This window comes from Corallococcus sp. CA054B, assembly GCF_003611625.1.
GTDB classification, from domain to species: Bacteria; Myxococcota; Myxococcia; order Myxococcales; family Myxococcaceae; genus Corallococcus; species Corallococcus coralloides.
In genome coordinates, this window is sequence record NZ_RAVY01000063.1 from 1 (window position 1) to 26,647 (window position 26,647).

The 26,647-nt window shown below is 70.9% G+C and carries 24 protein-coding genes; 20 read left to right on the forward strand and 4 right to left on the reverse strand.

The features are described 5' to 3' along the window. Window positions 1–392: 392 nt before the first annotated feature. Genes D7V80_RS17360 through D7V80_RS17375 form a run of 4 tightly spaced genes read left to right on the forward strand, consistent with a single transcriptional unit; the run spans window position 393 to window position 4,273 of the window. The gene (locus D7V80_RS17360) at window positions 393–1,739 is read left to right on the forward strand and encodes a M24 family metallopeptidase (protein ID WP_120589224.1); all 1,347 of its coding nucleotides are present in this window, start codon (window positions 393–395) and stop codon (window positions 1,737–1,739) included. A 22-nt stretch (window positions 1,740–1,761) separates the two neighbouring features. Further along, window positions 1,762–2,595, forward strand: a complete 834-nt coding sequence (locus tag D7V80_RS17365) for a hypothetical protein (RefSeq protein ID WP_147447127.1) — start codon at window positions 1,762–1,764, stop codon at window positions 2,593–2,595. Between the two features lie 11 nt (window positions 2,596–2,606). Then, a complete protein-coding gene (locus D7V80_RS17370; RefSeq protein ID WP_120589226.1) occupies window positions 2,607–3,626 on the forward strand; it encodes a hypothetical protein in 1,020 nt (339 codons plus the stop codon). A 2-nt stretch (window positions 3,627–3,628) separates the two neighbouring features. Beyond that, window positions 3,629–4,273: a hypothetical protein gene (locus tag D7V80_RS17375; RefSeq protein WP_120589227.1), complete on the forward strand. Its 645-nt coding sequence runs from the start codon at window positions 3,629–3,631 to the stop codon at window positions 4,271–4,273. A gap of 121 nt (window positions 4,274–4,394) precedes the next feature. Here D7V80_RS17375 and rtcR read toward each other — a convergent pair whose 3' ends face one another. After that, entirely contained in the window at window positions 4,395–6,023 is a 1,629-nt protein-coding gene (gene rtcR / locus D7V80_RS17380) for an RNA repair transcriptional activator RtcR (RefSeq protein WP_120589228.1), read from the reverse strand. A 147-nt stretch (window positions 6,024–6,170) separates the two neighbouring features. Between rtcR and D7V80_RS17385 the strand changes: the two genes are divergently transcribed. The 4 genes from D7V80_RS17385 (at window position 6,171) to D7V80_RS17400 (ending at window position 9,861) form a co-directional block, all read left to right on the forward strand. Continuing rightward, window positions 6,171–7,406, forward strand: coding sequence for an RtcB family protein (locus D7V80_RS17385; protein WP_120589229.1), 1,236 nt, complete (start codon window positions 6,171–6,173; stop codon window positions 7,404–7,406). A gap of 186 nt (window positions 7,407–7,592) precedes the next feature. After that, window positions 7,593–8,609, forward strand: coding sequence for an RNA 3'-terminal phosphate cyclase (gene rtcA, locus D7V80_RS17390; protein WP_120589261.1), 1,017 nt, complete (start codon window positions 7,593–7,595; stop codon window positions 8,607–8,609). Between the two features lie 130 nt (window positions 8,610–8,739). Next, window positions 8,740–9,597, forward strand: coding sequence for a DNA-formamidopyrimidine glycosylase (gene mutM / locus D7V80_RS17395; RefSeq protein WP_120589230.1), 858 nt, complete (start codon window positions 8,740–8,742; stop codon window positions 9,595–9,597). Between the two features lie 6 nt (window positions 9,598–9,603). Further along, window positions 9,604–9,861 carry a hypothetical protein gene (locus D7V80_RS17400; RefSeq protein ID WP_199738708.1) on the forward strand — a complete coding sequence of 86 codons (258 nt, stop codon included), beginning with the start codon at window positions 9,604–9,606 and terminating at the stop codon, window positions 9,859–9,861. Here D7V80_RS17400 and D7V80_RS17405 read toward each other — a convergent pair. Further along, window positions 9,858–10,517 (reverse strand): hypothetical protein, encoded by a 660-nt coding sequence (locus tag D7V80_RS17405; RefSeq protein WP_120589231.1) that lies wholly within the window; start codon window positions 10,515–10,517, stop codon window positions 9,858–9,860. The genes D7V80_RS17400 and D7V80_RS17405 overlap by 4 nt on opposite strands. Window positions 10,518–10,623: 106 nt before the next feature. Between D7V80_RS17405 and D7V80_RS17410 the strand changes: the two genes are divergently transcribed. From D7V80_RS17410 to D7V80_RS17430, 5 genes are all read left to right on the forward strand, one after another. Further along, window positions 10,624–11,763, forward strand: coding sequence for a PleD family two-component system response regulator (locus D7V80_RS17410; RefSeq protein ID WP_120589232.1), 1,140 nt, complete (start codon window positions 10,624–10,626; stop codon window positions 11,761–11,763). Between the two features lie 87 nt (window positions 11,764–11,850). Further along, a complete protein-coding gene (locus tag D7V80_RS17415; protein WP_120589233.1) occupies window positions 11,851–12,600 on the forward strand; it encodes a YebC/PmpR family DNA-binding transcriptional regulator in 750 nt (249 codons plus the stop codon). 37 nt (window positions 12,601–12,637) lie between these two features. After that, window positions 12,638–13,219 carry a crossover junction endodeoxyribonuclease RuvC gene (ruvC, locus tag D7V80_RS17420; protein WP_120589234.1) on the forward strand — a complete coding sequence of 194 codons (582 nt, stop codon included), beginning with the start codon at window positions 12,638–12,640 and terminating at the stop codon, window positions 13,217–13,219. Next, a complete protein-coding gene (gene ruvA, locus D7V80_RS17425; protein WP_120589235.1) occupies window positions 13,216–13,830 on the forward strand; it encodes a Holliday junction branch migration protein RuvA in 615 nt (204 codons plus the stop codon). The genes ruvC and ruvA overlap by 4 nt, the downstream gene beginning before the upstream one ends. Before the next feature lie 286 nt (window positions 13,831–14,116). Then, window positions 14,117–15,601, forward strand: a complete 1,485-nt coding sequence (locus D7V80_RS17430) for an ELWxxDGT repeat protein (RefSeq protein ID WP_120589236.1) — start codon at window positions 14,117–14,119, stop codon at window positions 15,599–15,601. A gap of 3 nt (window positions 15,602–15,604) precedes the next feature. Here the strand turns inward: D7V80_RS17430 and D7V80_RS17435 are convergent, their stop codons facing one another. Then, the gene (locus tag D7V80_RS17435; RefSeq protein WP_120589237.1) at window positions 15,605–16,690 is read right to left on the reverse strand and encodes a hypothetical protein; all 1,086 of its coding nucleotides are present in this window, start codon (window positions 16,688–16,690) and stop codon (window positions 15,605–15,607) included. A 119-nt stretch (window positions 16,691–16,809) separates the two neighbouring features. On the opposite strand from D7V80_RS17435, the gene ruvB reads away from it, so the two are divergent. The 6 genes from ruvB (at window position 16,810) to D7V80_RS17465 (ending at window position 23,925) form a co-directional block, all read left to right on the forward strand. After that, the gene (gene ruvB, locus D7V80_RS17440) at window positions 16,810–17,847 is read left to right on the forward strand and encodes a Holliday junction branch migration DNA helicase RuvB (protein ID WP_120589238.1); all 1,038 of its coding nucleotides are present in this window, start codon (window positions 16,810–16,812) and stop codon (window positions 17,845–17,847) included. 18 nt (window positions 17,848–17,865) lie between these two features. Beyond that, window positions 17,866–19,350, forward strand: a complete 1,485-nt coding sequence (locus D7V80_RS17445) for a hypothetical protein (protein ID WP_120589239.1) — start codon at window positions 17,866–17,868, stop codon at window positions 19,348–19,350. 448 nt (window positions 19,351–19,798) lie between these two features. Then, window positions 19,799–20,743 carry a UDP-3-O-acyl-N-acetylglucosamine deacetylase gene (lpxC, locus tag D7V80_RS17450; protein WP_120589240.1) on the forward strand — a complete coding sequence of 315 codons (945 nt, stop codon included), beginning with the start codon at window positions 19,799–19,801 and terminating at the stop codon, window positions 20,741–20,743. Between the two features lie 55 nt (window positions 20,744–20,798). After that, on the forward strand, window positions 20,799–21,893 hold the full coding sequence (locus D7V80_RS17455; RefSeq protein WP_120589241.1) for a thioredoxin domain-containing protein: 1,095 nt from the start codon (window positions 20,799–20,801) through the stop codon (window positions 21,891–21,893). A 28-nt stretch (window positions 21,894–21,921) separates the two neighbouring features. Beyond that, window positions 21,922–23,160 (forward strand): DUF4388 domain-containing protein, encoded by a 1,239-nt coding sequence (locus D7V80_RS17460; protein WP_120589242.1) that lies wholly within the window; start codon window positions 21,922–21,924, stop codon window positions 23,158–23,160. 126 nt (window positions 23,161–23,286) lie between these two features. After that, window positions 23,287–23,925 carry a hypothetical protein gene (locus D7V80_RS17465; RefSeq protein ID WP_120589243.1) on the forward strand — a complete coding sequence of 213 codons (639 nt, stop codon included), beginning with the start codon at window positions 23,287–23,289 and terminating at the stop codon, window positions 23,923–23,925. Window positions 23,926–23,982: 57 nt separating this feature from the next. Here D7V80_RS17465 and D7V80_RS17470 read toward each other — a convergent pair whose 3' ends face one another. Further along, window positions 23,983–25,602 (reverse strand): leucyl aminopeptidase, encoded by a 1,620-nt coding sequence (locus D7V80_RS17470; protein ID WP_120589244.1) that lies wholly within the window; start codon window positions 25,600–25,602, stop codon window positions 23,983–23,985. 138 nt (window positions 25,603–25,740) lie between these two features. On the opposite strand from D7V80_RS17470, the gene D7V80_RS17475 reads away from it, so the two are divergent. After that, the gene (locus tag D7V80_RS17475; RefSeq protein ID WP_120589245.1) at window positions 25,741–26,637 is read left to right on the forward strand and encodes a hypothetical protein; all 897 of its coding nucleotides are present in this window, start codon (window positions 25,741–25,743) and stop codon (window positions 26,635–26,637) included. Window positions 26,638–26,647 lie beyond the last annotated feature (10 nt).

The following is a 26,647-nucleotide window of genomic DNA, read 5'->3' on the forward strand; positions in this document are numbered from 1 at the left end:
GTACCGGGCCGGGGAGCAGGACGGGGAAGAGGACTCCCGGCACGAAGGCGAGGAATCGCCCTTCGATTTCGAGGACAGCGACCTGGATTGGGTCGCCAGCTACTGAGGTAACGGCGCGCGCGGTTGGACGTCCGCGCTCCACGCGGCCTTCGGGGGAGGGCCGCCGCTTCCAGTGGATTTGCGGGCCGTGAGGCCGGCGGGTTCCAGGTGTCCCGGACCGGGGGGGACGGGACCCGGAAGCGTGAGGGAGCGAGGGCATCCGAGCGGGTGAGCAGGTGGGAATGCGCCCCAGGCCCTCCGTTCCCGGACCCCATGGGTTCCGGGAGCGGGGGGCTTCGGTTTTTCGGGCGAGCTAGGCTGCTCCGCCTTCTTCCCGACCCGGAGTTCCCGACATGAACCGTTGGCGCGCAGTTCTGCCCGCCCTGAGCCTGGGCTGTCTGGTGGCCTGTGCCACCGTCCCCGCGAGTGCCCCCACCGCCCTCAAGAGCTCACCCGTACCGCCGCCATCCCAGGAGCGCGCCCTGCGCGAGTCCTGGCTGAAGGAGCGGCACGGGCTGCTGCTGGACATGATGCGCCGGCACGGCGTGGCCATGTGGGTCGTGGTCAACGAGGAGTTCCACGATGATCCGCTGACGGCCTGGGTCGCGCCGCCGCTGCCGTACGCGGGCAACCGCGACGTGTTCGTCTTCGTGGACGCGGGCGACGCGGGGCTCCAGAAGGTCGCATTGACGGGCTACGCCACGGAGGCGGTGGCGCGCTTCTTCGAGGCGCCCCCGGTGGAGCGCAAGCAGACGGAGGCGCTCGCGGACCTGGACGCGCGCTACCACCCGCGCACCATCGCGCTGGCCATGGACGGGCGGCGGGGCGTGACGCGCAGCCTGACGCACGACACCTACAAGTGGCTGGTGGAGGCGCTGGGCCCGACCGCGGAGGCGCGCTTCGTGAGCGCGGCGCCGCTCATCGAGGAGTACCTGGACACGCGGCTGCCCGGCGAGTTCACGCCCTACCGCGACCTGGTGGTGCTGACGGAGTCGCTGGTGAAGCGGGCGCTCTCCAATGAAGTCGTGGTGCCCGGCAAGACGACGGTGGGGGACGTGCGCCGCTGGCTCTACGACGCGCTCTTCGAGGCGCGCGTGGGCACGTGGTTCCAGCCGGACCTGCGCGTGCAGCGGCAGGGCATGCAGGACGGCTTCTCCCGAGGCTTCCTCGCGGTCGCGGACGAGGCGGTGGTCATCCAGCGCGGCGACCTGCTGCACGTGGACTTCGGCGTCTCGGCGCTGGGGCTGAGCACGGACTGGCAGAAGATGGCGTACGTGCTGAAGGACGGAGAGACGGACGCGCCGGAGGGGCTGAAGCGCGCGCTGGAGAACACGCGGACGCTGCAGGACGCGCTGATGCTGCGGGCGTCGCGGCCGGGGCGCTCGTCGGCGGACGTCTACGACGCGACGATGGCGGAGATGAAGGAGCGGGGCATCGAGGCCAAGGTCTACAGCCATCCGCTGGGCGCGCAGGGCCATGCGCTGGGCGCAGCCATCGACTTCCGCGCGGCGTCGCGCTCGGAGGCACCCAGACTGTTGCGCAAAGGCTCGTACCTCGCCGTCGAGCTCAACACCGTCACGCCCGTGCCAGAGTGGGGTGGGCAGAAGGTGGCGGTGATGCAGGAAGATCCGGCTTACCTGACGGACGAAGGCTGGCGGTTCTTCGTGCCGCGCCAGGACGCCTTCTATCTCATCCACTGACGACACGAAGGGAGCGGACGTGATGCGCGTGGGCAGACCATGGACGACGTTCGGAAGGGGGGCGTGCGTACTGCTCCTCCTGGGAGTGACGGGGTGCAGCGCCGCCAGTGGGGACGAAGCCCCCGCGCGGCAGGACAGCGCCCTGGCCGCGGAAGCGTCGCTCCGGCCGCCACGCGCGGTGGACAGCATCCTCAGCCTGTTCGACCAGACGGCCTCCGTGGTGGAGGGGGAAGTCACGGACGTGCGCAGCGAGTATTCGCCGCGCACGGGCCCGTGGACGGTGGTGACGCTGGGGAACGTTCGGGCGCACCTGGGCGCGGCTCCGCGTGAGCTGCGCCTCAAGCAGGCCGGAGGGGTGCTGCCGGATGGACGGCAGCTCGTGGTGAGCCATGTGCCCCGCTTCGTCCGGGGCGCGCGCTACGTGGTCTTCCTGCGCAACACCGGGTGGAGCCTGTCGCCGGTGCTGGATGAGCACGCCTTCCGCGTGGAGTCGGTGGCGGGCCGCGAGGTGCTCGTGGGCGCCGAGGGCGGGCTCGTGGCGGGCCTGGGCTCGGCGGGCGTGCGGCAGACGGCGCCGGTGTTCGAGACGGTGGACCTGATGGGCGCCCGTCCGGCGCTGCGCGCGGAGGCGCAGGCGCGGGGCGCTCCGGAGGGGATGGAGCGGGAGGCGTTCCTCTCGCTGCTCCAGAGCCACCTGCGCGCGCGCGGGCTCACGGTGACGGGGGCGTTCCGCGAGGAGCCCGTCACCACCGCGTCGTCGCTGTCCGTGCCGGTGACGCCCGCCGTGGCGTCGCCGGTGGTGCCGGGTGCCGTTCCCCTCCAGCCCGAGCGGGACGTCCCGCCCGGCCAGCCGTGATGAGGTCCGCCATGAAGACAACGACATTCGTGGGCGTCGTCGCGGCGCTGGTGCTGGGCGGCATGGAGGCGGGCGCCGCCGCCTGGGACACGTGCAACGGGACGCCGGTGAAGTGGTACAGCGGGCCGGTCGTGTACCGGAACCGGTGCAGCATCCCGGACTCCGGCAACGTCAACGCGGCGTACTGGAACGGCTTGAGGCAGTGGGACGACCTGTCTCACATCGTCGCGGGCTACAACGTGAACGCGGCGACGGACTGCTCGCTGGACCACAGCGACGGGCAGAACGAGATCGGCCTGTGTGACCGGGCGTCCATCGACGGGAACAACGGCGTGACGTACTCCGTCGTGGGGCTGTGCTTCATCGGGAGCAACGGCATCGACGAGGCGGACGTCTGCATCGCCAGCGACCTGGACTTCACGCCGCGCAACGGCAACGCGTTCGGCACGTCGGGGCGGAGCACGTTCGTGCACGAGGCGGGGCACTTCTTCGGCTTCAAGCACGAGGGTGGGCACAGCATCCTGCGCACCTCGCCGCCGCACCTGGTGACGGGCGGCTACGAGTCCTCCACGCTGTGGCCCACGAACGCCCAGGGCATGAACACGCTGTACGGCTATTCGGTGACGAAGCCGAACCTGCTGCCGTCCTCCATGGGCGTGGTGGGGGACGTGGCGCAGACGCTGGACCCGGCCGGAACGAAGTCGGTGTGCCGGGGCACGGCGCAGAGCGTGAAGTTCTACGTGGGCAACCTGGGCAACGCGGCCGTGTCGTCCTACTCGATGCGCGTGCGCCTGAGCCCGACGGCGCCGCCGAATGGCTACTACGAGTCCACCCACGTGGTGGGCACGTTCACCCACTCGCTGGGGGCATTCTCCGAGGGCATCTACTCGCTGGGCTTCACGGTGCCGTCGTCGCTGCCCTACAACACGTACTACGTCTACCTGGACATGGATCCGGCGGGCGCGGTGGACGAGCTGCGGGAGAACGACAACACCACCGTCAGCGCCATGCTCCTGCGAGTGGGGTGCTGAGCATGCGGCACGGGGCCCTGGTGGTGGCGCTGCTCCTGGGCGCCTGCGCGAAGCCGAAGGAGGAGCGGGCGGCGTCGCGTGAGGGCCTCACGGCGGCGGAGCTCCCCCAGCCACGCGGCGCGGCCACGGTGCGGATGGACCAGGGCACCTACTCGGCTCCGTCCGTCCGGTTCATCGCCGACTTCCTGGGGGAGCCACCCGTGACCCTGATGCTGGTCGCGCTGAATGCACAGGCAGACGACGGGGGCACCTGGCGTTTCCGCATGGCGGTGGATGAGAAGTTCGTGACGTCGAAGCACGCCACCGCTCGGATCATCCCGCAGGCGGCGTTGGGCCCGGGCCTGGTGGTGGTGGACTACCAGCTGCCCGGGGGGCCCGCGATGATGATGGACGAGGGCACCCTGGAGCTGACTGTCACCGGGAAGCAGGCGAAGGGTGAGGTCCGGATGAAGGACGGCCGCGTGCGCGCGACGTTCGAAGGACCGCTCACCGTCGAGTGCACGGTGCCGCCCGCATGGCTGGGCGGAGCGAACGCGCAAGCCGCGCCCGCGCCCGTCCCGACATCGCCCGAGGGCGGAACGGTCCGTGTGCTCGACGAGGCGCAGGCCACGTCGCAATGCAGGTCCGTGGCGGCCGCCTTCCGCTGAGCCCGGGCCCCAAGGCCCGGAGGTTCACACTCGCCTCTCGCCTGGCGCGCCGTCCAAACCTGTCCGACAGTCGGACAGGTTCCCGCGTTCCCGCGGAATGGGCCCGCGGTCGAGGACGCTGTCACTCCGCGTCACGACCGCTCACGTCGGTCCACGCCAGCCCGAAGCGCGCCAGGTACTTCCGGAGGCGGTCCGCGTCGTTGACGCTCTTCTTCTGCGCGCGTGACTGCGCGAACAACGTCCGGCCCGCGTCCGACAACGAGCGCGCGGAGCGGCACACCGTCACCACGTCCGCGAGCTGCACGCGGTCGAACCGGTCCAGCTCCGCCGCGCGCGCCGCTCCCATCACCTCCACCAGGACGTCCTCACCTGCTGACGCCGCCGCGCCCGCGGGTCGCCACTGCGAACGCAGGCGGTCCAGCTCCTCGTCCACCACGTCGCGCGTCATCCGCCCGCCGGCCGCCAGCGTGGACATGCGCAGCACCGCCGCGTTGAGGTCCCGGAAGTTGCCGCTCCACCGGCCTTCAGGAGACGTGGCGAAGCGCAGGAAGTGCTCCTGCGCCTCCTTGCTCATCGTCACCCGCGTCCCCAGTGCCTGCGACGCCTGATCCAGTTCGTATTGCAGGTTGGGCGCGATGTCCTCCGGACGCTCGCGCAGCGCGGGTAGCCGGAAGGTCCACAGGTTGATGCGCGCGAGCAGGTCCTCGCGAAACCGTCCCTGCGCCACGTCCAACTGGAGGTCGCGGTTCGTCCCCGCGATGAGCTGGAAGTCGCTCTCCGCCTCCTTGTCCGCGCCCACCGGCAGGAAGCGCTTGTCCTCCAGGGCTCGCAACAACATGGCCTGCTCGTCCGCGCCCAGCTCTCCAATCTCGTCCAGGAACAGCACGCCGCCGTTCGCCTGCCGCATCAGTCCGGGCCTGTCTCCCACCGCGCCCGTGAACGCGCCCTTCACGTGGCCGAAGAGCGTGGACATCGCACCGTCACCGCGCAGCGTGGCGCAGTTCAGGTCCACGAACGGCCCCGTCACCTGGTTGCGCGCCTTCTTCAGCGCGTAGATGCGCTTCGCGAGCTGCGACTTGCCCGCGCCCGTGGGGCCCGTCAGCAGCAGGGGGGCTCGGGACTGCACCGCCACCTGCTCAATCCGCTCGATGATCCGGTTGAAGGCGGCGTTGCGCGTGTCGATGCCGGACTTGAGGAATGACAGCCCTTCGCGTTGCTGTTGCCGGAAGCGCGCCGCCAGCGTGTCGTAGTTCGACAGGTCCAGGTCGATGATGGCGTGCGTGCCCACCGCCCCGTGTTCCTTCCCCTTGCCCGGGGACGTCTGCACCAGCCGGCCTGGAATCAGCCGGCTCTCCACCAGCAGGAACATGCAGATCTGCGCGATATGCGTGCCCGTGGTGATGTGCACCAGGTAGTCCTCTTCCTCCGGATGGAAGGAGCTCGCGCGCACGTGGTCCAGCAGCGCGCCGTACGTCTCCTCCAGGTTCCACGGGTCCCGGATGGGCAGTGACGTGAGCCGCACCTCTGTCTCTGGTGACACCTGCGCGATGTCGTCCCGGATGACCGCCGCCAGCGACGTCCCGTGGGGCGGGTGCAGTAGCTCCAGCCGGTGCACCAGCAGGTCCTCCTGCTGACACAGCGACACCGTGGGCCGCCACCGCGTCCATCGGTGCGCCCCCATCCCCGTGTCCAGCGTCGTCCCCAACATCCCGATGACGACCGTCCGCCGTGCCTTCGCCTTTTGAGCCATCAAGATAGGTATTTATCCCATGGGATACGGATTTCCAGCCCGCCCAGGATGCTCCCCTCGGGAGCGGCGTTGGCACGCCGGCTGCTCTAGCTCCCCCACGTGACCGGGACACAGAGCCCGGGTCGAACGACCGAAAGGTGCAGAGCCATGGACCGCATGAACGCGAACTACGAGGTGATGTCGGACGACGCGGGCCGCCCCATCAAGGCGTGGACGGTGGGGGTGCCGTTCGAGGACGAGGCGAAGAAGCAGCTTCGCAACCTCCGCGGCCTGCCCTTCATCCACAAGTGGGTCGCCGTGATGCCGGACGTGCACCGCGGTTACGGCGCGACGGTCGGGAGCGTGGTGCCCACGGTGGGCGCGGTGGTGCCGGCGGCGGTGGGCGTGGACATCGGTTGCGGGATGATCGCCGTGCGCACGACGCTGCGCGCGGATCAGCTGCCGGACTCGCTGCGCGGGGTCCGCTCGGCCATCGAGGCGGCGGTGCCGCACGGCCGTACGGACAACGGCGGCCGGAATGACCGTGGCGCGTGGAAGGACTCGCCCGCGACGCATACCTCCGCGTGGGCCCGCCTGGCGGAAGGGTACGCCCAGATTGTCGCGAAGCATCCTCGCATCGGCCGTGGGCCGGAGCTGGCGCACCTGGGAACGCTGGGAACGGGTAACCACTTCATCGAGCTGTGCGTCGATGAGTCGGACGGCGTGTGGCTGATGCTGCACTCGGGGTCGCGCGGCGTGGGTAACCGCATCGGAAGCCACTTCATCGAGCTGGCGAAGCAGGACATGGAGCGCTTCTTCATCCACCTGCCGGACGCGGACCTGGCGTACCTGCCGGAGGGGACGGAGCACTTCGATGACTACGTCTTCGCGGTGAGCTGGGCGCAGGACTTCGCGGCGATGAACCGCGAGCTCATGCTGCGCTCGGCGGTGGAGGCCCTGAAGGCGAGCGGTGAGCTGCCTCCGTTCGAGCTGTCCGAGTCCGCGGTGAACTGCCACCACAACTACATCTCGCGCGAGCACCACTTCGGAAAGAACTGCTTCGTGACCCGCAAGGGCGCGGTGCGGGCGCGCGAGGGCGACATGGGAATCATCCCCGGCAGCATGGGGGCCCGTTCCTACATCGTCCGCGGGAAGGGAAACGCGGATGCCTTCCACTCGTGCAGCCACGGCGCGGGCCGGGTGATGTCGCGCGAAGCGGCGAAGAAGCGCTTCACGCTGGAGGACCACGCGAAGGCGACCGCGGGCGTGGAGTGCCGCAAGGACGTGGACGTGATTGACGAGACGCCGGCCGCGTACAAGCCCATCGACGCCGTGATGGCCGCGCAGGCGGACCTGGTGGAGGTCGTCCACACGCTGAAGCAGGTGGTGTGCGTGAAGGGATAGCCGAAGCAGTTCCACCCGCCGTCCTGCGGAGGTGCTCATGCCGGGATGAAGACACCGAGGCGCCCGTTCCCCCCAAGAGGTCCGCGCAAGCGGCCGTTAAGGGTGGGGGAGCGGGCGCCGCTATTTTTTGTAATCAGGGATGGGATGCTGCACACGTCCGCGAGCGCGCAAAGGAGCACCACGCACATGGTTCGCATCGATGGTTCACAGGGGGAAGGGGGCGGCCAGGTGCTGCGCACCGCGCTGGCGCTGTCGCTGGTGACGGGCACGCCGTTCGAAATGGTCAACGTGCGCGCGGGCCGCGCCAAGCCGGGCCTCCTGCGCCAGCACCTCACCGCGCTCAAGGCCGCGGAGACCGTGGGCGCCGCGGAGGTGACGGGCGCGGAGCTGGGCTCCAAGCAGCTGTCCTTCCATCCGCGCGCGCTGTCCGCGGGCAACTACCACTTCGCGGTGGGCACGGCGGGCAGCGCGACGCTGGTGCTCCAGACGGTGCTGCCCGCGCTGCTGCACGCGGAAGGGGCCTCCACGCTGATGCTGGAGGGCGGGACGCACAACCCGGCGGCGCCGCCGTTCGACTTCCTGGAGAAGACGTACCTGCCGCTCTTGCGCCGCATGGGCCCGCGCGTGGACGTGTCGCTGGAGCGGCCCGGCTACTATCCGGCGGGCGGCGGACGGTTCCGCGTGGACATCCATCCCGCGAAGATCCAGCCGCTCCAGTTGCTGGAGCGAGGCCGGATGCTGCGCACGGAGGCCGTGGCCCAGGTGGCGTCCATCCCCTTCGACGTTGCGAAGCGCGAGCTGGACACCGTGGCCGCCGTGCTGAAGCTGCGGCCGGATCAGCAGCGGCCGGAAGAGCTCAAGCGCGCCTACGGTCCGGGCAACGTGCTGCGCGTCGAAGTGGAGAGCGAGCACGTGACGGAGGTCTTCACCGGCTTCGGTGAGCGCGGCAAGCGCGCGGAGACCGTGGCCGAGGAGGTCGCCTCGAAGGTGAAGCGCTACCTGGACGCGGGCGTGCCCGTGGGCGAACACCTGTGTGATCAGCTCCTCTTGCTGTGCGCCCTGGCGAAGGGAGGCCACTTCCGCACGGTGGCGCTGGACAGCCATTCGCTCACGCAGCGCGAGACGATGGCGCACTTCCTCGACGTGAAGGTGGACGTGAGGGAGCTGGAGCGCGACGTGCACGAGGTGACGGTGCGCGCCTGAAGCAGGGCAGGGCGGTGACCCTTGTCCGGCCGGATGCCCGGCGAACGGACGAGGCACGTGCTCAGCAGGACTCAACCCATGACGTTACCTCGCAGCCTTCCTACCTTGTGACCCGTGGGGGAGGCTGCGCGTGGCGGAAGTCCCTGAAGTCGAAATCATCGTCCGAGACCTGAAGCAGGCCGTCGTGGGCCGGCGCTTCGTGGGCGCGGAGGTGCTGGTGCCCGCGGCGGTGCGCTTCGCCTCGCCGCCGGACTTCATCCAGAACCTCCAGGGCCGCAAGGTGCTCGCGGCCGAGCGGCGCGCGAAGTTCATGCTGCTCACGCTCGATGACGGGCAGACGCTCGCGCTGCACTTCATGCTCTGGGGTGAGCTTCAGCTGCGGCCCGTTGGAAGCGAACGGCCTCCCGAGACGCTCGTCGTGCTCACGCTGGAGGGCAACGAGGAGCTCCAGCTCACGGACACGCTGGGCTACGCGCGCGTGGCGCTGGGACCCACGGCGTTGCTGGCCTCGCAGCTCAAGCTGGAGGAGCTGGGACCGGAGGCGCTCGATGAGACGTTCACTCCGGAGGTCCTGGCGAAGCAGCTTCGCCGCAGACGCAGCCCGCTGAAGACGGTGCTCCTGAACCAGCGCGTGCTCGCGGGGCTGGGCAACCGCGACGCGGACGAGAGCCTGTGGGTCGCGGGCATCGACCCCCGGCGGCTGGCGTCGTCCTTGTCTCCCGCTGAAATCGTCCGGCTGCACCAGGGCATCCGCGACGTGCTGGAAGAAGGGCTGCGGCTGCGCGGCACGCAGCGCGACCTGTTCGGCGTGCAGGGGCAGGCGAAGCACCGGCGCAACATCTTCGGCAAGACAGGGGCGCCTTGTCCCCGCTGCGCCACGCCCGTGTCTCACCTGCGCATCGGCGGCCGCAACACGCACTGGTGTGCGCACTGCCAGCCCGCGGACGGCGCCTCGACGGAGGCCCCGGCGCAGACGTCACTGCTCTGAGCTGGTATGAACGGGAGCGTGTCCGACGTTCCCGTCCCCTCGCCCCTGTCCCTCGATGACGCGCTCGCGCGTGCGAGCGAGGAACTCCAGTTCCCCAGCTACTACCAGTCCAGCGTGCGCCCGCTCCTCCGCAACCCGGAAGGACGCTGGCCCCACTGCTGCGGCGGAGGCTGTGAGCCGTGCGCCCAGACGCTCATCCGCGTCGCGATGCGCGCGCTCGAGCTGATGGGCACGCCGCGCCAGAGTCCTCTGCCGGATTTCTAGAACAGCCGCGTCCCCAGTCCCACGCGCCCGGTGAGCCCCAGCCGCGTGTGGCCCGCGCCTGCGCGCTCCTGGAACGTCTCCACGCCCACCTGTCCCGCCGCGAGCAGCGACAGGTTGCCGCCCAGGTACACCTCCACGCCAAAGCCTCCCAGCGCCTGGAAGCGACGCTGCTTGTCGCCCGTGAGCCCCAGGTCGATGGGCAGGTCCACCAGGCCCAGGAGCACCACGGTGTCCGCCACGCGGTAGCCCGCCACCATCCCCGGCAGGATGCGCACCAGCACGCCGGAGAAGTTGTCGTCGTCCATGTACGTGGAGCCGGAGTTGAGCACCAGGCCCACGCCCAGCGTCGGCGCCAGCCTGAACGCCCCGCTCCGCACCACCTCCTTGCGGCCCACGAGCTCCAGCGCCGCGCCCAGCTTGAACCAGTCGAAGCGCGCCCGCGCCTCCACCTCCAGCGCGCCCAGGCCCTGCCGGAACCCCAGGCCTACCTCCGGCGCGCCCGTGTAGCCATAGAGCGCCGTCGCCCCCGCGGGCAGCATCACCGGCGCCACCACGGAGCCCAGCGGGTCCTCCTGCGAAAAGGAGACGTCGGCGTCCTGGGCGGAGGCGAGGGCGGGCACAGCGAGGAGGGCGAGCAGCGGTCCGAGGCGCGTCATGGGCGCGCACCCTAGCTTGGCTTGCAGCCTGGCAAAAACCCAACGAACCCAGGGACTTGGGGGCAGGTTGTGCATTCTCGTGGGATCCCTGGAAGAATGTGAATCCATGGTTGCCTACCTGCACGCCGCACCGCCTCCTGAAACCTCCACGCCCTCGGGCGGTCGAGACGCGCTCGACCTGTCGGGTGGGGCCGGAGGCTGGGTGCTGCTCGTGGGGGAGGCGGCGCGGCCCGCGGTGGCGGAGGCGCTCTCACGCGAAGGCTTCGAGCCCGTGCACGTGGACGGGGCCCGCGCGGCGCTGGAGCGGCTGGGCGTGGAGGCGGGCGGGACGCTGTCGGACGCGGCGCCCACGGAGTCGAAGGCGGACCTGCCCCGGCTGGTCATCATCGACGCGGACCTGCCGGACGGCGACGGCTTCAGCCTCTGCGGCGTGCTCCGCGCCGACCCGAAGTCCGCGGACCTGCCCGTGCTGCTGGTGGCGAAGTGCGCGGAGGACTTCCACCGCGACCTCGCCGCGGGCGTGGGCGCGGACGAGTACCTGGTGGAGCCGGTGGACGCGCGCGACGTGGCGGTGCTCGCGCGGCTCAAGGCGGGACGGCGCGGCGAGGAGGACGTCTACGAGGCGCACACCGCGACCCTGCCGCTCGTGGCGCTGATGCGCGCCCTCCTGTCCGGCGTGCGCTCGGGGAGGGTGGTGCTGTCGGAGGACTCCGGTGCGCTCACCTTCCGCCACGGCCTGTTGGTGGACGCGGCCTTCCACGGCGAGCGCGGCATCCTCGCGTGCCGGCGCCTCTTGTGCTTCGGCGCGGGCGCGTACACGGTGACGTTCGGCCCGGAGTTGCAGCGGGGCAGCTTCTCCATGGACCGCGCGTTCCTGTGCGAGCAGGTGGTGCCCGGCCTGGAGCGCTTCGAACAGCTGCGCGTCAAGGGCCTGCCCCTGGCGGCGCGGCTCACGGTGGACTTCAACCGGCTCTCGCAGGAGCTGCCCTCGCTGCCGGAGGACGTGGAGCAGGTGGTGCGCCTGTTCGACGGGCGGCGCACCGTGCGCGCGATGCTCCTGGAGTGCCGCTTCCCGGAGGCCCTGGCCTACGAGGCGGCGACCCGCCTGTTCATGCTGGGCGTGCTGGTGCCCGCCATCCTGGTGGAGGAGCGCGAGCGCGCCCGGGAGTCCGCGGGGCCGCCCCGCCTCTTCGAGCCCGTCCTGGCTCCCGAATCCGGGGCGGAGCCCGGGCCGGACGCGTCGTGAGGGTTTGACTCGGGCGGCCTGCTCGGGGCACAAGGCCGGGAACGCCACGGGCTGAACGCCCGTCCACCCCACGCCGAAGCCTCCGCCATGTCCGGTCACAACCGCTGGTCGAAACTCAAACGCCGGAATGCCGTCCTGGGCGTGGCCAAGGGCAAGCTCTACTCCAAGGCCATCAAAGAGATGACCGTCGCCGCGCGCCTGGGCGGCGGTGACCCGGCCAGCAACGCCCGCCTGCGCGTGGCCGTGGCCCAGGCGCGCGAGTCGAACATCCCGCGCGACACCATCGAGCGCGCCATCAAGAAGGGCACGGGCGAGCTGGCTGGCGAGTCCTACGAAGAGGTGACGTACGAGGGCTACGGCCCCGGCGGCGTCGCGCTCATCATCGAGTGCCTCACGGACAACCGGAACCGCTCCGCCAGCGACGTGCGCAACCTCCTGAGCAACTACGGCGGGAACATGGGCGCGGAGGGCGCCGTGGGCTGGATGTTCCACAGGAAGGGCGTCATCACCGTGAAGCCCGGCCCCACCGAGGACCAGGTGATGGAGCAGGCCCTGGACGCGGGCGCCGAGGACGTCGTGGACCAGGGGCCGGACGGCTTCGAGGTGCGCACCGCTCCCGCGGACCTGCACGCGGTGGGCGCGAAGCTGGAGGCCGCGGGCCTTCCCCTGGGCGAGCAGAAGTGGACCTTCGTGCCGCAGAACACCGTGAAGGTGGAAGGCGACAACGCGAAGCGCTTGTTGAAGCTGATGGACGCGCTCGACGACAACGACGACGTGCAGCACGTGCACGCCAACTTCGAAATCGACGAGTCCCTGATGGAGTCGCTGTCCACGTAAAGCCCCCGCAAGGGGCGCGTGGGAAAGGAACGGGCCGGTGCGGGTACTCGGCGTGGACCCTGGCAGCCGCTTCATGGGCTTCGGGGTGGTGGAGGAGAAGAAGGGCAAGCTCGTGCACCTGGGCCATGGCGTCATCAAGGTGGTGGAGACCGCGCCCCTGGCTGAACGCCTGAAGGACCTGCACGCCGCCCTGAGCGCCGCGCTCGGGCGCTACCAGCCGGAGGCCGTGGCCGTGGAAGGCCTCTTCACCTTCCGCAACGCCCGGAGCGCCCTGGTGCTGGGCCACGCGCGCGGCGTGGCGCTGCTCGCCGCGGCGCAGGCGGGCCTGCCCGTGCACGAGTACGCCCCCGCCAGCGTGAAGAAGTCCGTGGGCGCGAGCGGCGCGGGCGGCAAGGACGCCGTGGCGCGCATGGTGCGCACGCTGCTCGGCGTGGATGAAGCGACGCTGGAGCGCGCGGACGCCAGTGACGCGCTCGCCGTCGCGCTGTGCCACCTCAACCAGTTCCGCGTGGGCATGCCCCGCGCCAGCGCTCCCGGCAACGGCAAGCGCAAGGGGGCCGCGTCGGTGCTCGCGGACCGCCTGTCGTCCGCCTACCAGCGCCCGGAGACCCGCCGATGATCGCCCGGCTGCGTGGCAACGTGTTGGAGAAGGGCCCTGAAGACGCCGTCGTGGACGTGAACGGCGTGGGCTACCGCGTGAACCTGTCCACCGTCTCGCTGGGCAAGCTGCCCGCGGACGGCCAGCCGGTGGACCTGCGCATCCGCACCGTGGTGCGCGAGGACGCCTTCGAGCTCTTCGGCTTCCTCTCCCCGGCGGAGGAGGAGCTCTTCCAACTGCTCAACACCGTGTCCCGCGTCGGTCCGCGCATGGCCCTGGGCGTGATGTCCGGCATGGAGGTGGGTGAGCTCATCGCGGCGCTGTCGCGCGGTGAGACGAGCCGGCTCGCGAAGATCCACGGCGTGGGCAAGAAGACCGCGGAGCGGCTCGTGCTGGAGCTCAAGGAGAAGGTGCGCAACCTCCACTCGGAGGGCATCGCGAAGGGCACCACCCCGCGCGCGCCCGTCACCTCCGGCAACAAGGCGGACCTCGTCTCCGCGCTGCTCAACCTGGGCTACAAGCAGCCCCAGGCGGAGAAGGCCGCGGACGTCGTCATCGCGCAGCTGGGCCCGGACGCCTCCTTCCAGGCGCTCTTCCGCGAAGCCCTCAAGTCCCTGCGCTCCAGCCCGTGACTTCCAGACACCGCTCCGCCCCCCAGGGCGAGACGCGGTGCTTCCTGGGGCGGGAAATCCTTGGAAATTACGCGCAACTCTTTTTCCTGTAGGAATCCGCTGTCGTCGCACGGCGAACGCGCCGTTGGTTCGCCTGCCATCAGCTGGGGATCCACGCCGCTCACGGGCTGACACCCCTGAGCAATCCTGGCCGGCCATGAGCTGGCTCATTACGCTGCAAACATCAATTTCCAGCGCAGGTGCGGTGGTCCCGAAAGGGCTGCGCCGCGCCCAGGAGGCGTGTGTCATGGCGGCGTGGCGTGGTGTTCCGGTCGTCGTGCTGCTGCTCTCCGGCGTCATCGGAGTGGGGTGCGGCGCGGCCGAAGGCGAGGACGTGTCGGCGGTGGATGAGGTGTCGGCGGCGCTGGACTCGGCGGCCTCCGGAGGCCCGCAGCCGTGTGGCCCGTCGGCGCGGTCCGTGGGGGACGTCCGGCGCGGCGCGGAGGGCTCGGCGCCGGAGACGCTGGTGGAGGTGGGCGGGCAGGTCTTCTTCGCCGCGAATGACGGCGTGTCCGGGCTCGAGCTGTGGGTGACGGACGGGAGCGCCACGGAAGCGCGCCGGGTGAAGGACGTGCGGCCCGGCGCGTACGGCAGCACGCCGCGCTTCCTCACGCGGATGGGCGGGCGGCTGTTCTTCGTCGCGGACGACGGCGTGCATGGGCCGGAGCTGTGGGTGTCGGACGGCACCGCGAAGGGCACGGTGCTGGTGGCGGACATCCGGCGCGGGGCGCGGGGCAGCGTGCCGGACGGGCTGACGGTGGTGGGCAGCCGGCTGTACTTCACCGCGGATGACGGCGTGCGCGGCCGTGAGCTGTGGAGCACGGACGGCACGGCGAAGGGCACGCAGCTCACGCAGGAGTTCGCGCCCGGGCCGAACTCGCTCTTCCTGGACGACCTGACGGAGTGGAACGGGAAGCTGGCGCTGGTGGCGTACGGCAACGCGGTGACGCTGTGGGTGGTGGAGGGGAGCACCGGCACCTCGCGGGCGCTCTTCCGTGGCCCGGAGCAGTCCGTCGTCTTCTCGCTGACGCCAGCGGGGAAGGACCGCCTCTTCTTCCTCGTGGACCTGGGCTTTGGCGAGGCGGACCTCTGGGTGACGCGGGGCCAGCCCCTCTTCACCTTCCCGCTCAGGCACTTCGCGGGGGACTACCCGTCGGAGCTCACGCCGCTGGGCAACGCCGTGTACTTCATGGCCGGCGCGGAGGGCTTCTTCGGCGAGCCCGGGGACCTGTTCCACGGCGGCGAGCTGTGGAGGAGCGACGGCACGCTGCTGGGCACCCGCATGGTGAAGGACGTGCGGCCGGGGCCCCACGGCTCGCTGCCCTCCGGGCTGACGGTGCTGGACGGGCGGCTGTACTTCGCGGCGGATGACGGCGTGCACGGCCGCGAGCTGTGGAGCTCCAACGGCACGGCGCAGGGCACGGTGCTGGTGCAGGACGTGGAGCCGGGCCCCGCGGGCAGCACCCCCACGGCCTTCGCGGTGGTGGACGGGTGGCTCTTCTTCTCCGCGACGACGGCCGGCCGGGGCCGCGAGGGCTGGTACTCCAACGGCGAACCGGGCCGCGTGGACCCGATGCGCGACATCGCGCCCGCGGGGCTGGACGCGAACCCCCGCGGGTTCGTGCGCGCGGGGGGCTCCGTCTTCTTCATCGCCACGGAGCCGGGGCAGGGGGAGGAACCCTGGGCGCTGCCCTTCCTCCCCGCGGCCCGCTGCGCCCGCCTGGAGCCCTGAGGATTACGCCGCGCGCCGCAGCGCGGGCGTGGGGTGCAGCCCGCCCGTGTTCGGCGCGGGCAGCACCACGGTGGGCCCCAGGCCCGGAGCCAAGAGGTGCGCGGTGAGCAGCGAGGACGGGTGGAAGTTCACGAACGACGCGTCATGCGCGGACGGGCCCGCGAAGAGCTTCTCCACCACCATGGACGCGTACTGCTCCAGCGAGTCCTCGCGCGTGTTGCCGTTGAGCACCACCTCCCAGCCCATCTGCTCCGCGAAGCGGCGCACGCCGGGGATGCGCGACAGGAGCGGGGTGTAGCTCTCCGTGCTCACGCCGTTCTCGCTCACCACGAAGACTTCGTTCGCGGTGGCCACCGCCAGGGACATGTTCCCCTGCGTGTGGCCGGGCGTGCTGAGCAGCGCCGCGCCCTGGCCCAGCCACGTGTCGCCGTCCAGGAGCACCACGCGCTCGTCCGGGATGTCCGCGCCGCCGGGCACGAACCACACGTGCTGCATGGGGTGCAGGTGCTTCACCATGGTCCACTCCGCGCGCTGCACCAGCAGCTTCGCCCGGGGGAAGACAGGCGGGGCGCCGCCACCGCCCAGCCAGCCGCGCAGGTCCTGGATGTGCAGGTGGTCGAAGGCCAGGTAGTCCACGTCCGACGGCGTCAGCCCCAGCTGCTCCAGGTAGCCCTGCACCGTGCCGTGACGGGTGGACATCACCTTGTCGGAGAGGAACGCGCCGTAGCGCTCGCGCAGCGCGCGGTAGAAGGGCGCCGCGTGGCCCCGCTCGTAGTCGGTGGGGTTGAAGAGCAGCGTGCGCCGCTGGCCGGTGCCTCCTTCCGCGAACTGCACCACCTGCATGCGGTTGGTCATCATCACGTAGGGCGCCGGTGACAGCGCCGCCCCGCTGAAGGCGAACAGCGTGGGGTAGGGGAACGTGATGAGGTCGCAGGTGGCCACCGCCGCCACCGGACCCTCCCGGACGAAGGCTTCGCGGGCCTCCTGCGCGGCGCGGCGCAGCTTCTGGAGACGGGGGCCGGGCGAACGCTCGGCGCGGGCCTCGGGCAGGAGGGGCAGGGGACGGAACGGGGCAGAAGCGGAAATCATGACGCGACTCCCTTCGGGCAGGGGGACGTGCCCCCTGGCTGGCCGGTCGGCGTGCCACTCCGAGTCTAGCGCCGCCAGAAGGGCAGCGACACGCGCCCCCTTCGCTGTATAGGGTCGGAATGGCGATGGCGAGGAAGTCCGACGACACCCTCTCGGGAGATGTTCAGCCGGAAGACATCCGGCTGGAGGCCTCCCTGCGCCCACGCACCTTCGACGAGTACGTGGGGCAGGGGGCGGTCGTCGAAAAGCTGAAGGTGTACGTGGCCGCGGCCAGGAGCCGGGGTGACGCGCTGGACCACTGTCTGTTCTCCGGCCCCCCGGGCCTGGGCAAGACGTCGCTCGCGCACATCATCGCGAACGAGCTGGGCGTGGGCATCCACGTCACCAGCGGCCCCGCGCTGGAGAAGAAGGGTGACCTGGCGGGTCTGCTCACCAACCTCAACGAGCGGGACATCCTCTTCATCGACGAGATCCACCGCCTCAACGCCGCCGTGGAGGAATACCTCTACCCGGCGATGGAGGACTTCCGGCTGGACATCACCATCGACACCGGGCCCGCCGCCCGCGCGATGAAGATCGATCTGCCGCCCTTCACGCTGGTGGGCGCCACCACGCGCACGGGCCTGCTCACGTCCCCCCTGCGCGACCGCTTCCAGATCCAGGATCGCCTGGAGTACTACGAGCCGAAGTTCCTGGAGCAGATCCTGGACCGCTCCGCGCGCATCCTCGGCGTGCCCATGGACCGCGCCGCCAGCCGCGAAGTCTCCACCCGCTCGCGCGGCACGCCCCGCATCGCCAACCGGCTGCTGCGCCGCCTGCGCGACTTCGCCCAGGTGGAGGGCAACGGCCGCATCACCTACGACCTGGCGCACGACTCGCTGAGCCGCCTGGGCGTGGACGCCAGCGGCCTGGACGCGATGGACCGCAAGATCCTCCTGACCATCCTGGAGAAGTTCGGCGGCGGCCCGGTGGGCGTGGAGACCATCGCCGCGAGCGTGGGCGAGCAGCGCGACACCATCGAGGACGTCTACGAGCCCTTCCTCATGCAGGAGGGCTTCCTCATGCGCACGCCCCGGGGCCGCACCGCCACGCTGCGCACCTACCAGTACTTCAAGAAGACGCCGCCCCCCAGCTCCCCGCAAGGGGCGCTCTTCTAGCCCGCACCCACTTCCGCCATGAGCCAAGCCTCCGCGCCCGCCGTGCCCACGGTCCTCCCCAGTCCCCGCGACTACTACGGCGACCTGATGCGCGCCTCGCAGGCCACGCGCGCGGGCTTCCTCGCCGAGCGCGAGCGTTGGCTCCGCGGCGTCCCGGTGGAGGGCCGCGAGGAGCTGCTCTTCGAGTTCGAGATGTGGCTGCGCGCCGTGGAGCGCTACCTGAACCTCCACAACTCCGTGGTGGACGCCCGCGCCCGGCCGCTCGTCACGCGCGACTTCCACGAGGAGCTGGTGGACGTGCGCGACGCCATGGAGCGCGCCGTGCGCGTCGCCCGGCACCTGCAGGACCCGGACAGCGACCCGAAGATGGTCTTCCGCAAGTACGTGGAGACCCAGCTCGCGGACGACCGCGTGCGCCGGCTCTTGATTGAAGAAGAGCTGGACCAGGAGACCCCGCCGGAGAGCCTCTTCGTCGTGCGCGAGGCGTTCGACGCGCTGAAGAACCTGCTCGACAACCTGCTCCAGCTGCCGCTCATCGGCCTGTCGCTGTTCCAGGACGTGGGCAAGCTGACGCTGCGGGAGATCGTCCTCAACCGCTACTTCCGCCCCTTCCGCCCGCTGGAGTTCCGCGTCGAGTACGACCGGCTGCGCTCCGTGCGCCTGCTGGATGTCCTGGGCACGCTGCCCGCGGACACGCGGCCCCTCTTCACCACCGCGTTCCTGGGCCTCTTCCGCGTGCTGCACTACCTGACGCACGTGGATCCGGAGTCCCAGCCGCCCGTGCCGCGCCGCGTGCGCGTGCTCCTGTCCCTGGTGCGCGGTGAAGTCTCCGCCGTCGCCAGCTACCTGCACACGGAGCTGTCCCCCAAGGCCGGCCCCAAGCACCTGCAGGCCGCCACGCTGCGCGCCGCGCGCGACCTGGCCCGCGAGACGGACCGCATCTCCCGCGAGGTGCTGGTGGACCTGGACCGCGACCCCGCCGCCCCCCTGCGCGCCGCGGAGGCCTTCACCACGCTCCTGCGTCAGCAGATCGTCGCGCTGGTGGACGCGCTCGCCCCCAACGGCTCGCTGGGGGACGAAGCCTTCGGCCACCTCACCAGCGCCCAGGACGCCGCGCTGCGCCTGCGCAAGGACCTGTGGGTCTACGCCCAGCTGTGCCGCGCCGCCGAAAGCCACCTGCGCTCGGAGGACGTGCCCGCCGCCGAGCGCGTGCTGGAGGCCCTCAAGTCGTTCCTCGACTACTTCCACGACGGCGGCTACCAGCTGCTGCGCTACGCGGACTACGACGCCTTCGACCGCTTCACCTCGCTGCTGGTGGAGCTGCCCTGGCCCCCGGAAGGCCCCGGCATCCGCAGCCGCCTGGCGGAGGACCTCCGGCGTTTCTCGCAGACGCTGGAGACCACCTTCCACGCCGTCAGCCGCCGCTCCCTCCTCCAGGGCCGCGGCTTCGACAGGCCGGACGCGGAAGCCCTGCGCGACCGCTTCCTGCCGCCTGCTCGCTGACCCACCCTCCCAGTCATGATTCTCGTCAAGCCCCGGACTCCCGGTATGTCCGGGATGTGCGTTTGCTTCCAGGCACTCGCCTGCGATAGAGACGCGCCGCTGTCACGTGGGTGACACGCACTCCCGGTTGGCGCGAAACCATTCGGGGGCCCCGGAGTTCGAAGGATGAATTCCGGACATCGCTGTCACGGTGGGAGGAGCAGTGGTGGGTTTCCCAAGAGGGGTGTCCGGACCCCGCCCCAGGCCAGCTCCCGTCCCGGCATCCAGCGCTCCAGCAGTTCCAGGGGGTTGGGAAGGGTGGGGCCCCCTCATCAGGCAATTCTTGTGTCACGGCCGCGTGGCATGTTGATTGCTCCTGTGTGCAGCGCGTCAGACCGCCGTGGAACGGCCTGACGGGGCCATACCCCGCGTATGTCAGTACGAAGCAGTCCCTAGAGGCGACACCGACATGCTCCAGTTCAACGACTTCCAGCGCACCCTCTCCCAGCCGGCCATCTGCCGCGGCGTGGGGCTCCACTCCGGGTTGCCCGTGACGCTGACCCTGAAGCCCGCGCCTGCGGGGCATGGCATCGTCTTCGTCCGCACGGACCTGGCGCGCCCGGTGAGCATCCCCGCGCTGGCGGAGTACGTGGTGGACACGTCGCTGGCCACCACCCTGGGCCGGGACGGCGTGAAGGTGGGCACGGTGGAGCACCTGATGTCCGCGCTGGCGGCGCTGGGCATCGACAACGTGCGCGCGGAGCTGGACGGGCCGGAAGTGCCCATCATGGACGGCAGCGCCGCGCCCTTCACGCACGCCATCATGGAGGCCGGGTCGCACGAGCTGGACGCGCCGCGCGAGTACCTGGTCATCAAGAAGAGCGTGGCGGTGACGGACGGCGACAAGCAGGCGTCGCTCACCCCCGCCCGGCGCTTCCGCATCAGCTGCACCATCGACTTCGAGCACCCCGTCATCCAGGGCCAGTCCTTCGACGTGGACGTGAACGACCGGGGCTTCTCGCGTGAAATCTCGCGCGCCCGCACGTTCGGCTTCCTGCGCGACGTGGAGAAGCTCAAGACGCTGGGCCTGGCGCGCGGTGGCTCGCTGGAGAACGCGGTCGTCGTGGACGAGGCCGCCATCCTCAACCCGGACGGCCTGCGCTTCCCGGACGAGTTCGTGCGCCACAAGATCCTGGACGCCATTGGTGACGTGTCGCTCTTTGGCCGGCCTGTCATTGGCCACATGACGGCGTTCAAGACGGGCCACGCGCTCAATCACAAGCTCGTGCGCAAGGTGTTGGCGGACCCCTCCAGCTTCGACATCGTCACCGCGCGCCGCCGGGACGTGGAAGGGCGTGAGCCGGGCCGTGCAAGCCTTACTGGCGCGTTGGAGCTGGAGCCCCTGGTCGCCTGAACGCCAGACTGGCAATTCCTTGCCAGTCCCGGGGACCTCTATTAAGTCGGCGGGCATGTCCATGCGCTCTACTCGCATCGCCCTGGCCGCCCTCCTCGCGGCATCCCTCACCGCCGGCTGCAACAAGGAGAAGGCGCCGGCCAATGCCCAGGCGCCCGCCGCGCAGGCCCAGGCTGGCAATGCCGCCGAGCCGGCGCCGGACACCGTGGTGGCCACCTTCGGCAACAACGAGAAGGTCACCTTCGGTGAGCTGAACGAGCGCATCAAGGAGCCGCTGGCGAACCTGGACAAGCAGAAGTTCCAGCTGCGCAAGCGCGGCCTGGAAGGGCTCGTCACGGAGCGCCTGGTGAAGGCCGAGGCCACCAAGCGCGGCATCACCGAGGACCAGCTGCTCAAGGCGGAGATCGACGACAAGATCCCCGCGCCGCCGGAAGAGAAGATCAAGGAAGTGTTCGAGGGCGCCAAGGGTCAGCTGCCCCCGGGCGCGACCTACGAGCAGATGAAGCCGCAGATCGTGGACTTCCTGTCCGGCCAGCAGAAGCAGGAGCAGGCCCAGAAGTTCTTCGACTCGCTCCGCCAGGGCGCCAACGTGAAGTACGAGCTGCCCGAGCCCCCGCGCCCGCCCGCCGAGCGCAAGCAGGTGGCCGCCACCGGTCCGGCGAAGGGCCCGGAGGGCGCGCCGGTCACCATCGTGGAGTTCAGCGACTTCGAGTGCCCGTTCTGCAGCCGCGCCATCGGCACGGTGGACGAGGTGACGAAGCTCTACGGCGACAAGGTGCGTCTGGTGTTCCGCCAGTTCCCCCTGGACTTCCACAAGAATGCGCAGAAGGCCGCCGAGGCCTCGCTGTGCGCCAACGAGCAGGGCAAGTTCTGGGAGATGCACGACAAGCTCTTCGCCAACCAGAAGGCGCTGGGCGTGGATGACCTGAAGAAGTACGCGGGCGAGCTGAAGCTGGACACGGCCAAGTTCAACACCTGCCTCGACTCCGGCGCGACGGCCGCGCAGGTGAAGGCGGACATGGCGGACGGCGCCAAGGTGGGCGTCAGCGGCACGCCGGCGTTCTTCATCAACGGCATCATGCTGTCGGGCGCGCAGCCCCTGGACGAGTTCAAGAGCGTCATCGACGCGGAGCTGAAGGGCGCGAAGTAGTCCGGCAGTACCTGCAGGGAGGGATGCGGTGGCGTCCAAACCCAGGGCCACGCCCCGCGTGAGCGGTGAGGCGGCTTCGCTCGAACTGGAGCGGCCGCTCGCCGCTGTCGTCTCTCCCACCCGGCCCCTTTCGGCGCACTTCCTGGCGCCGGAGGGGCTGGTGCTCCTCCCGGAGTCCCACGGCACCGCCGGCTTCTTCGCCGGCAGCCTGGGGACGCTCTCGGTCGAGGAGGTATTCGCCCAGATTCTCTCGGGCATCCGCACCGGCCAGCTCGTCGTGCAGCACGGCAGCGTGCGCCGCACGGTGGCCTTCCGCGACGGGCAGGTGGTGTTCGCCACCTCCAGCGAGCGCTGGGAGCGCCTGGGCGCGGTGATGGTGCGGCTGGGGCTCCTGACGGAAGCACGGCTCACCCAGGCGCTGGCGCAGGTGACGCCCGCGCGCCGCATCGGCCAGGTGCTCACGTCGCAGGGCATCGTCTCCGAGGCCAGCCTCTACAGCGCCATGACGTTCGTGGTGCGCGAGGTGGTGCTCAACCTCTTCGAGATGGTGGAGGGCAGCTTCCTCTTCCTGGAGGCGAAGTCCCCCGCAGTGGACGCGGTGAAGCTGCCGGAGCGCACGCGCGACCTGGTGCTCACCGGCATCAAGCGCGCGGAGGAGACGGGCCGCCTGCGCCGCCGCTTCCCGGATGACATGCGCGTGACGCCCGGCCCCCAGGGCGCGCTGCCCGGCGAGGAGGCCCTGTTCGCGAAGCTGGGCGAGGGCACGACGCTGGGCGCGCTCCGGGCCGCCTACGCGGGCAGCCAGTACGCCTTCTTCAGCGGCGTGGAGGAGGCGGTGCGCGGCGGCCACCTGGCCGTCCAGGCCGCGGAGCCGGCTCCGGCCCCGGGCCCCGCGGTGGAGGGCATGGCCTGGGAGCTGCTGTCCGCGGAGGAGCGCTACAACCTCCTGCTGTCACTGGTGCACCGCGCGCTGCGCGAGGCGGGCCGCGATGTGGACCTGCTGCGCGGCTTCGTGGAGTCGCCCCCGCCGGGCCTGGAGGAGGCCTACCACGGCGTCACGCTGGGGCCGGACGGGCGGGTGGACGTGGCCCGGCTGCGCGCCAACGTGTCCACCAGCGGCGGCGAGGCCGTGGGCCGGGCCATGGCGCTGGAGGCGCTGGACGCGTTCGTGTCCTACGCGCTGTTCTCCGCGCGCAACGTGCTGCCGGCGGACGTGGCCGAGCGGCTGGCCAACACCTACCGCACCCTCCAGGGCGGCCTGTCGTAGGGCCGCGCACCTCCGGGAAGTTTCCACCGTCTGACAGCGCACACCGCCCCCGTGTGCCCCTGGCGGGCCCGGAGGTGGGTGTCCACGTTCCTCCCCACGGCTGGTGGCTTGCGGGGGACGAGCGACATGGGCGCGATGCGGATGTTGGGGTGGGGTGTGCTTCTGCTGAGCACGGCGTGTGGCGCGTCCCGGACGGCGGTGACGAAGGCGGAGCCCGGCACGGGCGGTTCCGGAATGGCGTCGGATGAGGCCGCCATCGCGTCCACCACGCGGCGCTACGTGGACGAGGACCTGGGCTTCGAAATCATCCGGCCCACGGCGGAGTGGCAGCTGGATGAGACGAACGAGCGCACCCCGGAGGGGCTGGCGATTCCCGTCATCCTGCGCCACCGCGTGACGGGCGCGCAGGTGGTGCTGCAGGTGGCGCCCGGCGTGGCCACGCCCGTGCAGTTCGCGGAGCGGCTGACGCAGGGGCTGCGCCAGCAGCCGGGCTTCACCACCACGGATCCGCAGCCCATCGCGCTGTCGGACAACGCGGTGGGGTTCGACTTCCAGGTGGGGGAGGGCGTGCGCGGCAAGGTGGCCGTGCGCGAGGGCAACTCCGGCCGCGTGCTGATGATGCTGGCCACCTGGCCCACGGAGGCCACCGCCGGCATCACGGAGAGCGTGGACGCCCTGATGGCGGGCGTCCGTCCGCTCCCGGAGCCGAGCGTGGCCGTGCGGGCACCCCGCGCGCCTGAGAAGGAGCCCGGCGACCCGCGCTAGCCGGCGCGGGCAACCGGGCCCCGAGGCCCCACGCGGGGCCCGGAGCTTCCACGGGGACTACGCGCGGGCCGGCTTGCCCTTGGCGGCCTTCGGGGCCTTGGCGGCCTTCGGGGCCTTCGAGGGAGCCTCGGCCTTGGTGGGCTCCGGCTGCGAGGCCACTTCCGCGGCCTTGCGGCGCACCAGCTCCACCAGCGTGCGGGCGCCCACGCCCGTGCCGCCCTTGTTGAGGTAGCCGCGCTCCTTGGGGCTGTTGGACGGACCGGCGATATCCAGGTGCACCCAGGGCGTGTCGCCCACGAACTCCTTGAGGAAGAGGGCCGCGTTGATGGCGCCGCCCCAGCGCTCGCCGGAGTTCTTCATGTCCGCCACTTCGGAGCGCAGCGCGTCCTTCTGCAGGTCGCTGACGGGCAGGCGCCACATCTCCTCGCCCGCGGCGCGCGCGGCGGCGAGCACGCTGTTCACCGCGTCGTCGTCGTCGCCGAAGGCGCCCACGATGTAGCTGCCCAGCGCCACCATGCACGCGCCCGTGAGCGTCGCCAGGTCGATGATGGCGGACGGCTCGTGCTCGCCGGCCCAGGTGAGCATGTCACCCAGGACGAGGCGGCCCTCCGCGTCCGTGTTGGTGATCTCCACCGTCTTGCCGGAGCGCGCGGTGAGGATGTCACCGGGCTTGTACGCCGTGCCGGACGGCATGTTCTCGCACGCGCCGATGAAGGCGTGCACGGGGAAGGGCGGCTTCACCACGGAGCCGATGACCTTCATCGCGGCCAGCACCGCGGCGGACCCGGCCATGTCCGTCTTCATCTCCACCATGCCCTCGGTGGGCTTGAGCGACAGGCCGCCCGAGTCGAACGTGATGGCCTTGCCCACCAGCGCCAGCGGGGCGCGCTTCGCGTCCTTCGCGTTCTTCGGCGTGTAGATGAGGTGGATGAGCCGCGGCTCCTGCACGCTGCCGGCGGTGACGCCCAGGAACATGCCCATGTTCAGGCGCTCAATCTCCTTGCGCCCGCCAATCTCCGCGGTGAGCCCGCCCTCCTTGGCGGCCTGCTGCGCGGCCTGCGCCAGCTTCGTGGGCGTCACCACGTTGGGGGGCTCGTTGACCAGGTCGCGCGCCCAGTTGACGGCCTCCGCCAGCTTCAGGCCCAGGGTCAGCGCGTCGTCCAGCGCGCGCGACTTCTCCGTGCCCTCCGGCAGCGACAGCGTGGCGCGGGTCAGCTTGGGGCTGCCCTTGTCCTCGCGCGCGGCGGACTTGTACTTGTCGAAGCGGTAGACGCCCAGCTCCAGGCCCTCCACCACCGCGCGCACGGCCAGCGCCGCGTCGTCCGTGGCGGGCACGCGGAAGCCGATGGCGGTCGCCTTCAGCCGCTGCGCCGTCTTCGCCGCGCGGCCCGCGGCCAGCCGCAGCACCTCCGGCTGGAAGCGCGCGCGGTTGCCCAGGCCCAGCAAGAGGACGCGGTCCGCGCCCAGCTTCCCCAGGGTGTGCACCAGGAAGGACTGGTCCACCTTGCCCTTGAAGCCCTCCTGGGTGGCGGCGGCGCGCAGCTTGCCGTCCAGCGCGGAATCCGCGGCCGTCAGCGGCGCGGGGGCGGAATCACCCAGCTCGCCCTCGAAGAGGGGGATGACGAGCAGCTCACCGCTCACCGGCGCGGCTTCACCGGAGACGAGACTGAATTGCATGGCGACTTGGACTCCTGGACAGAGGGAGGGGGTGATCCGAGGGGCGCGACTGTAGACGCGCCGCGTGTTGCTCGCAAAGCGCTGGTTGCCACTCGGGCATTGCAATGCCCCGGCGCGCTGGATAGCTGTGCACTCCCAATGCCCACCCTGTTGCTGCATCTGACGGCCATCGAACGGTTGGCCGCCCATCCGGACGGCCTCCCCGCCGACTGGGTGCGCGCCTTGTCCGAGGACCTGCCGTACGCGCGCTTTGGCGCGGCGCTGCCGGACCTGCCGCTGTGCGCCGGCGTGCGCGGGGGCCTGGGCGTGATGATGCAGCCCGAGGCCGGCTGGCCCCACTTCGCGCGGCTGTACCACGAGCGCGCCCCGGTGGGCCTGGGCCTGAAGATGGCGGAGCTCGTCGCCACCGGCGCCCTCGTGGGCACGGAGGCGGGCCTGGCCATCCTCGCGGGGTATTTCATGCACCTGAGCCTGGACCGGCGCCTCCACCCGCTGGTGGACCAGCTGGTGCTGCGCCACCGCCGCAAGGGCGAGCGGGCCTGGGACGCACGGCGTCAGGTGGAGTGGGCCCAGACGCTCTTCTTCCTGCGCCAGCAGGACGGCACTGATGGCGTGGGCACCGCCCGCATCCGCGAGAAGTTCCAGGTGGTGAAGAGCTCCGGCATCCCGCTGCGCGGCATTGGCCGGGGCATCTACGAGCTGGTGCGCCTGGCGTCGCAGGACCGCGTGGGACAGGCGCCCACCAAGGCGGAGCTGGATGGCTGGGTGCGCGGGCTCTACGTCTCCGGGCTCTTCCTCTCCAGTCCGCTCGGCCGCATCCGGGCCCTCCCGGCGTACTCGCAGCTCTCCTTCCAGGAGCTGTACCGCAATGATCACTTTGACTTCGCGGTGGAGCTGGACGCCGCGCTGGAAGTGACGCGCGGGCTGATTCGCAGACTTCACGGCTACATGGCGCGCGGCACCTACACGCCGCGTACGCGCGCGCGCTTCCTGGAGGAGTTTCCAGAGGGCACGCTGGGCGCCACCGCCGCTTAGTGAACGGATC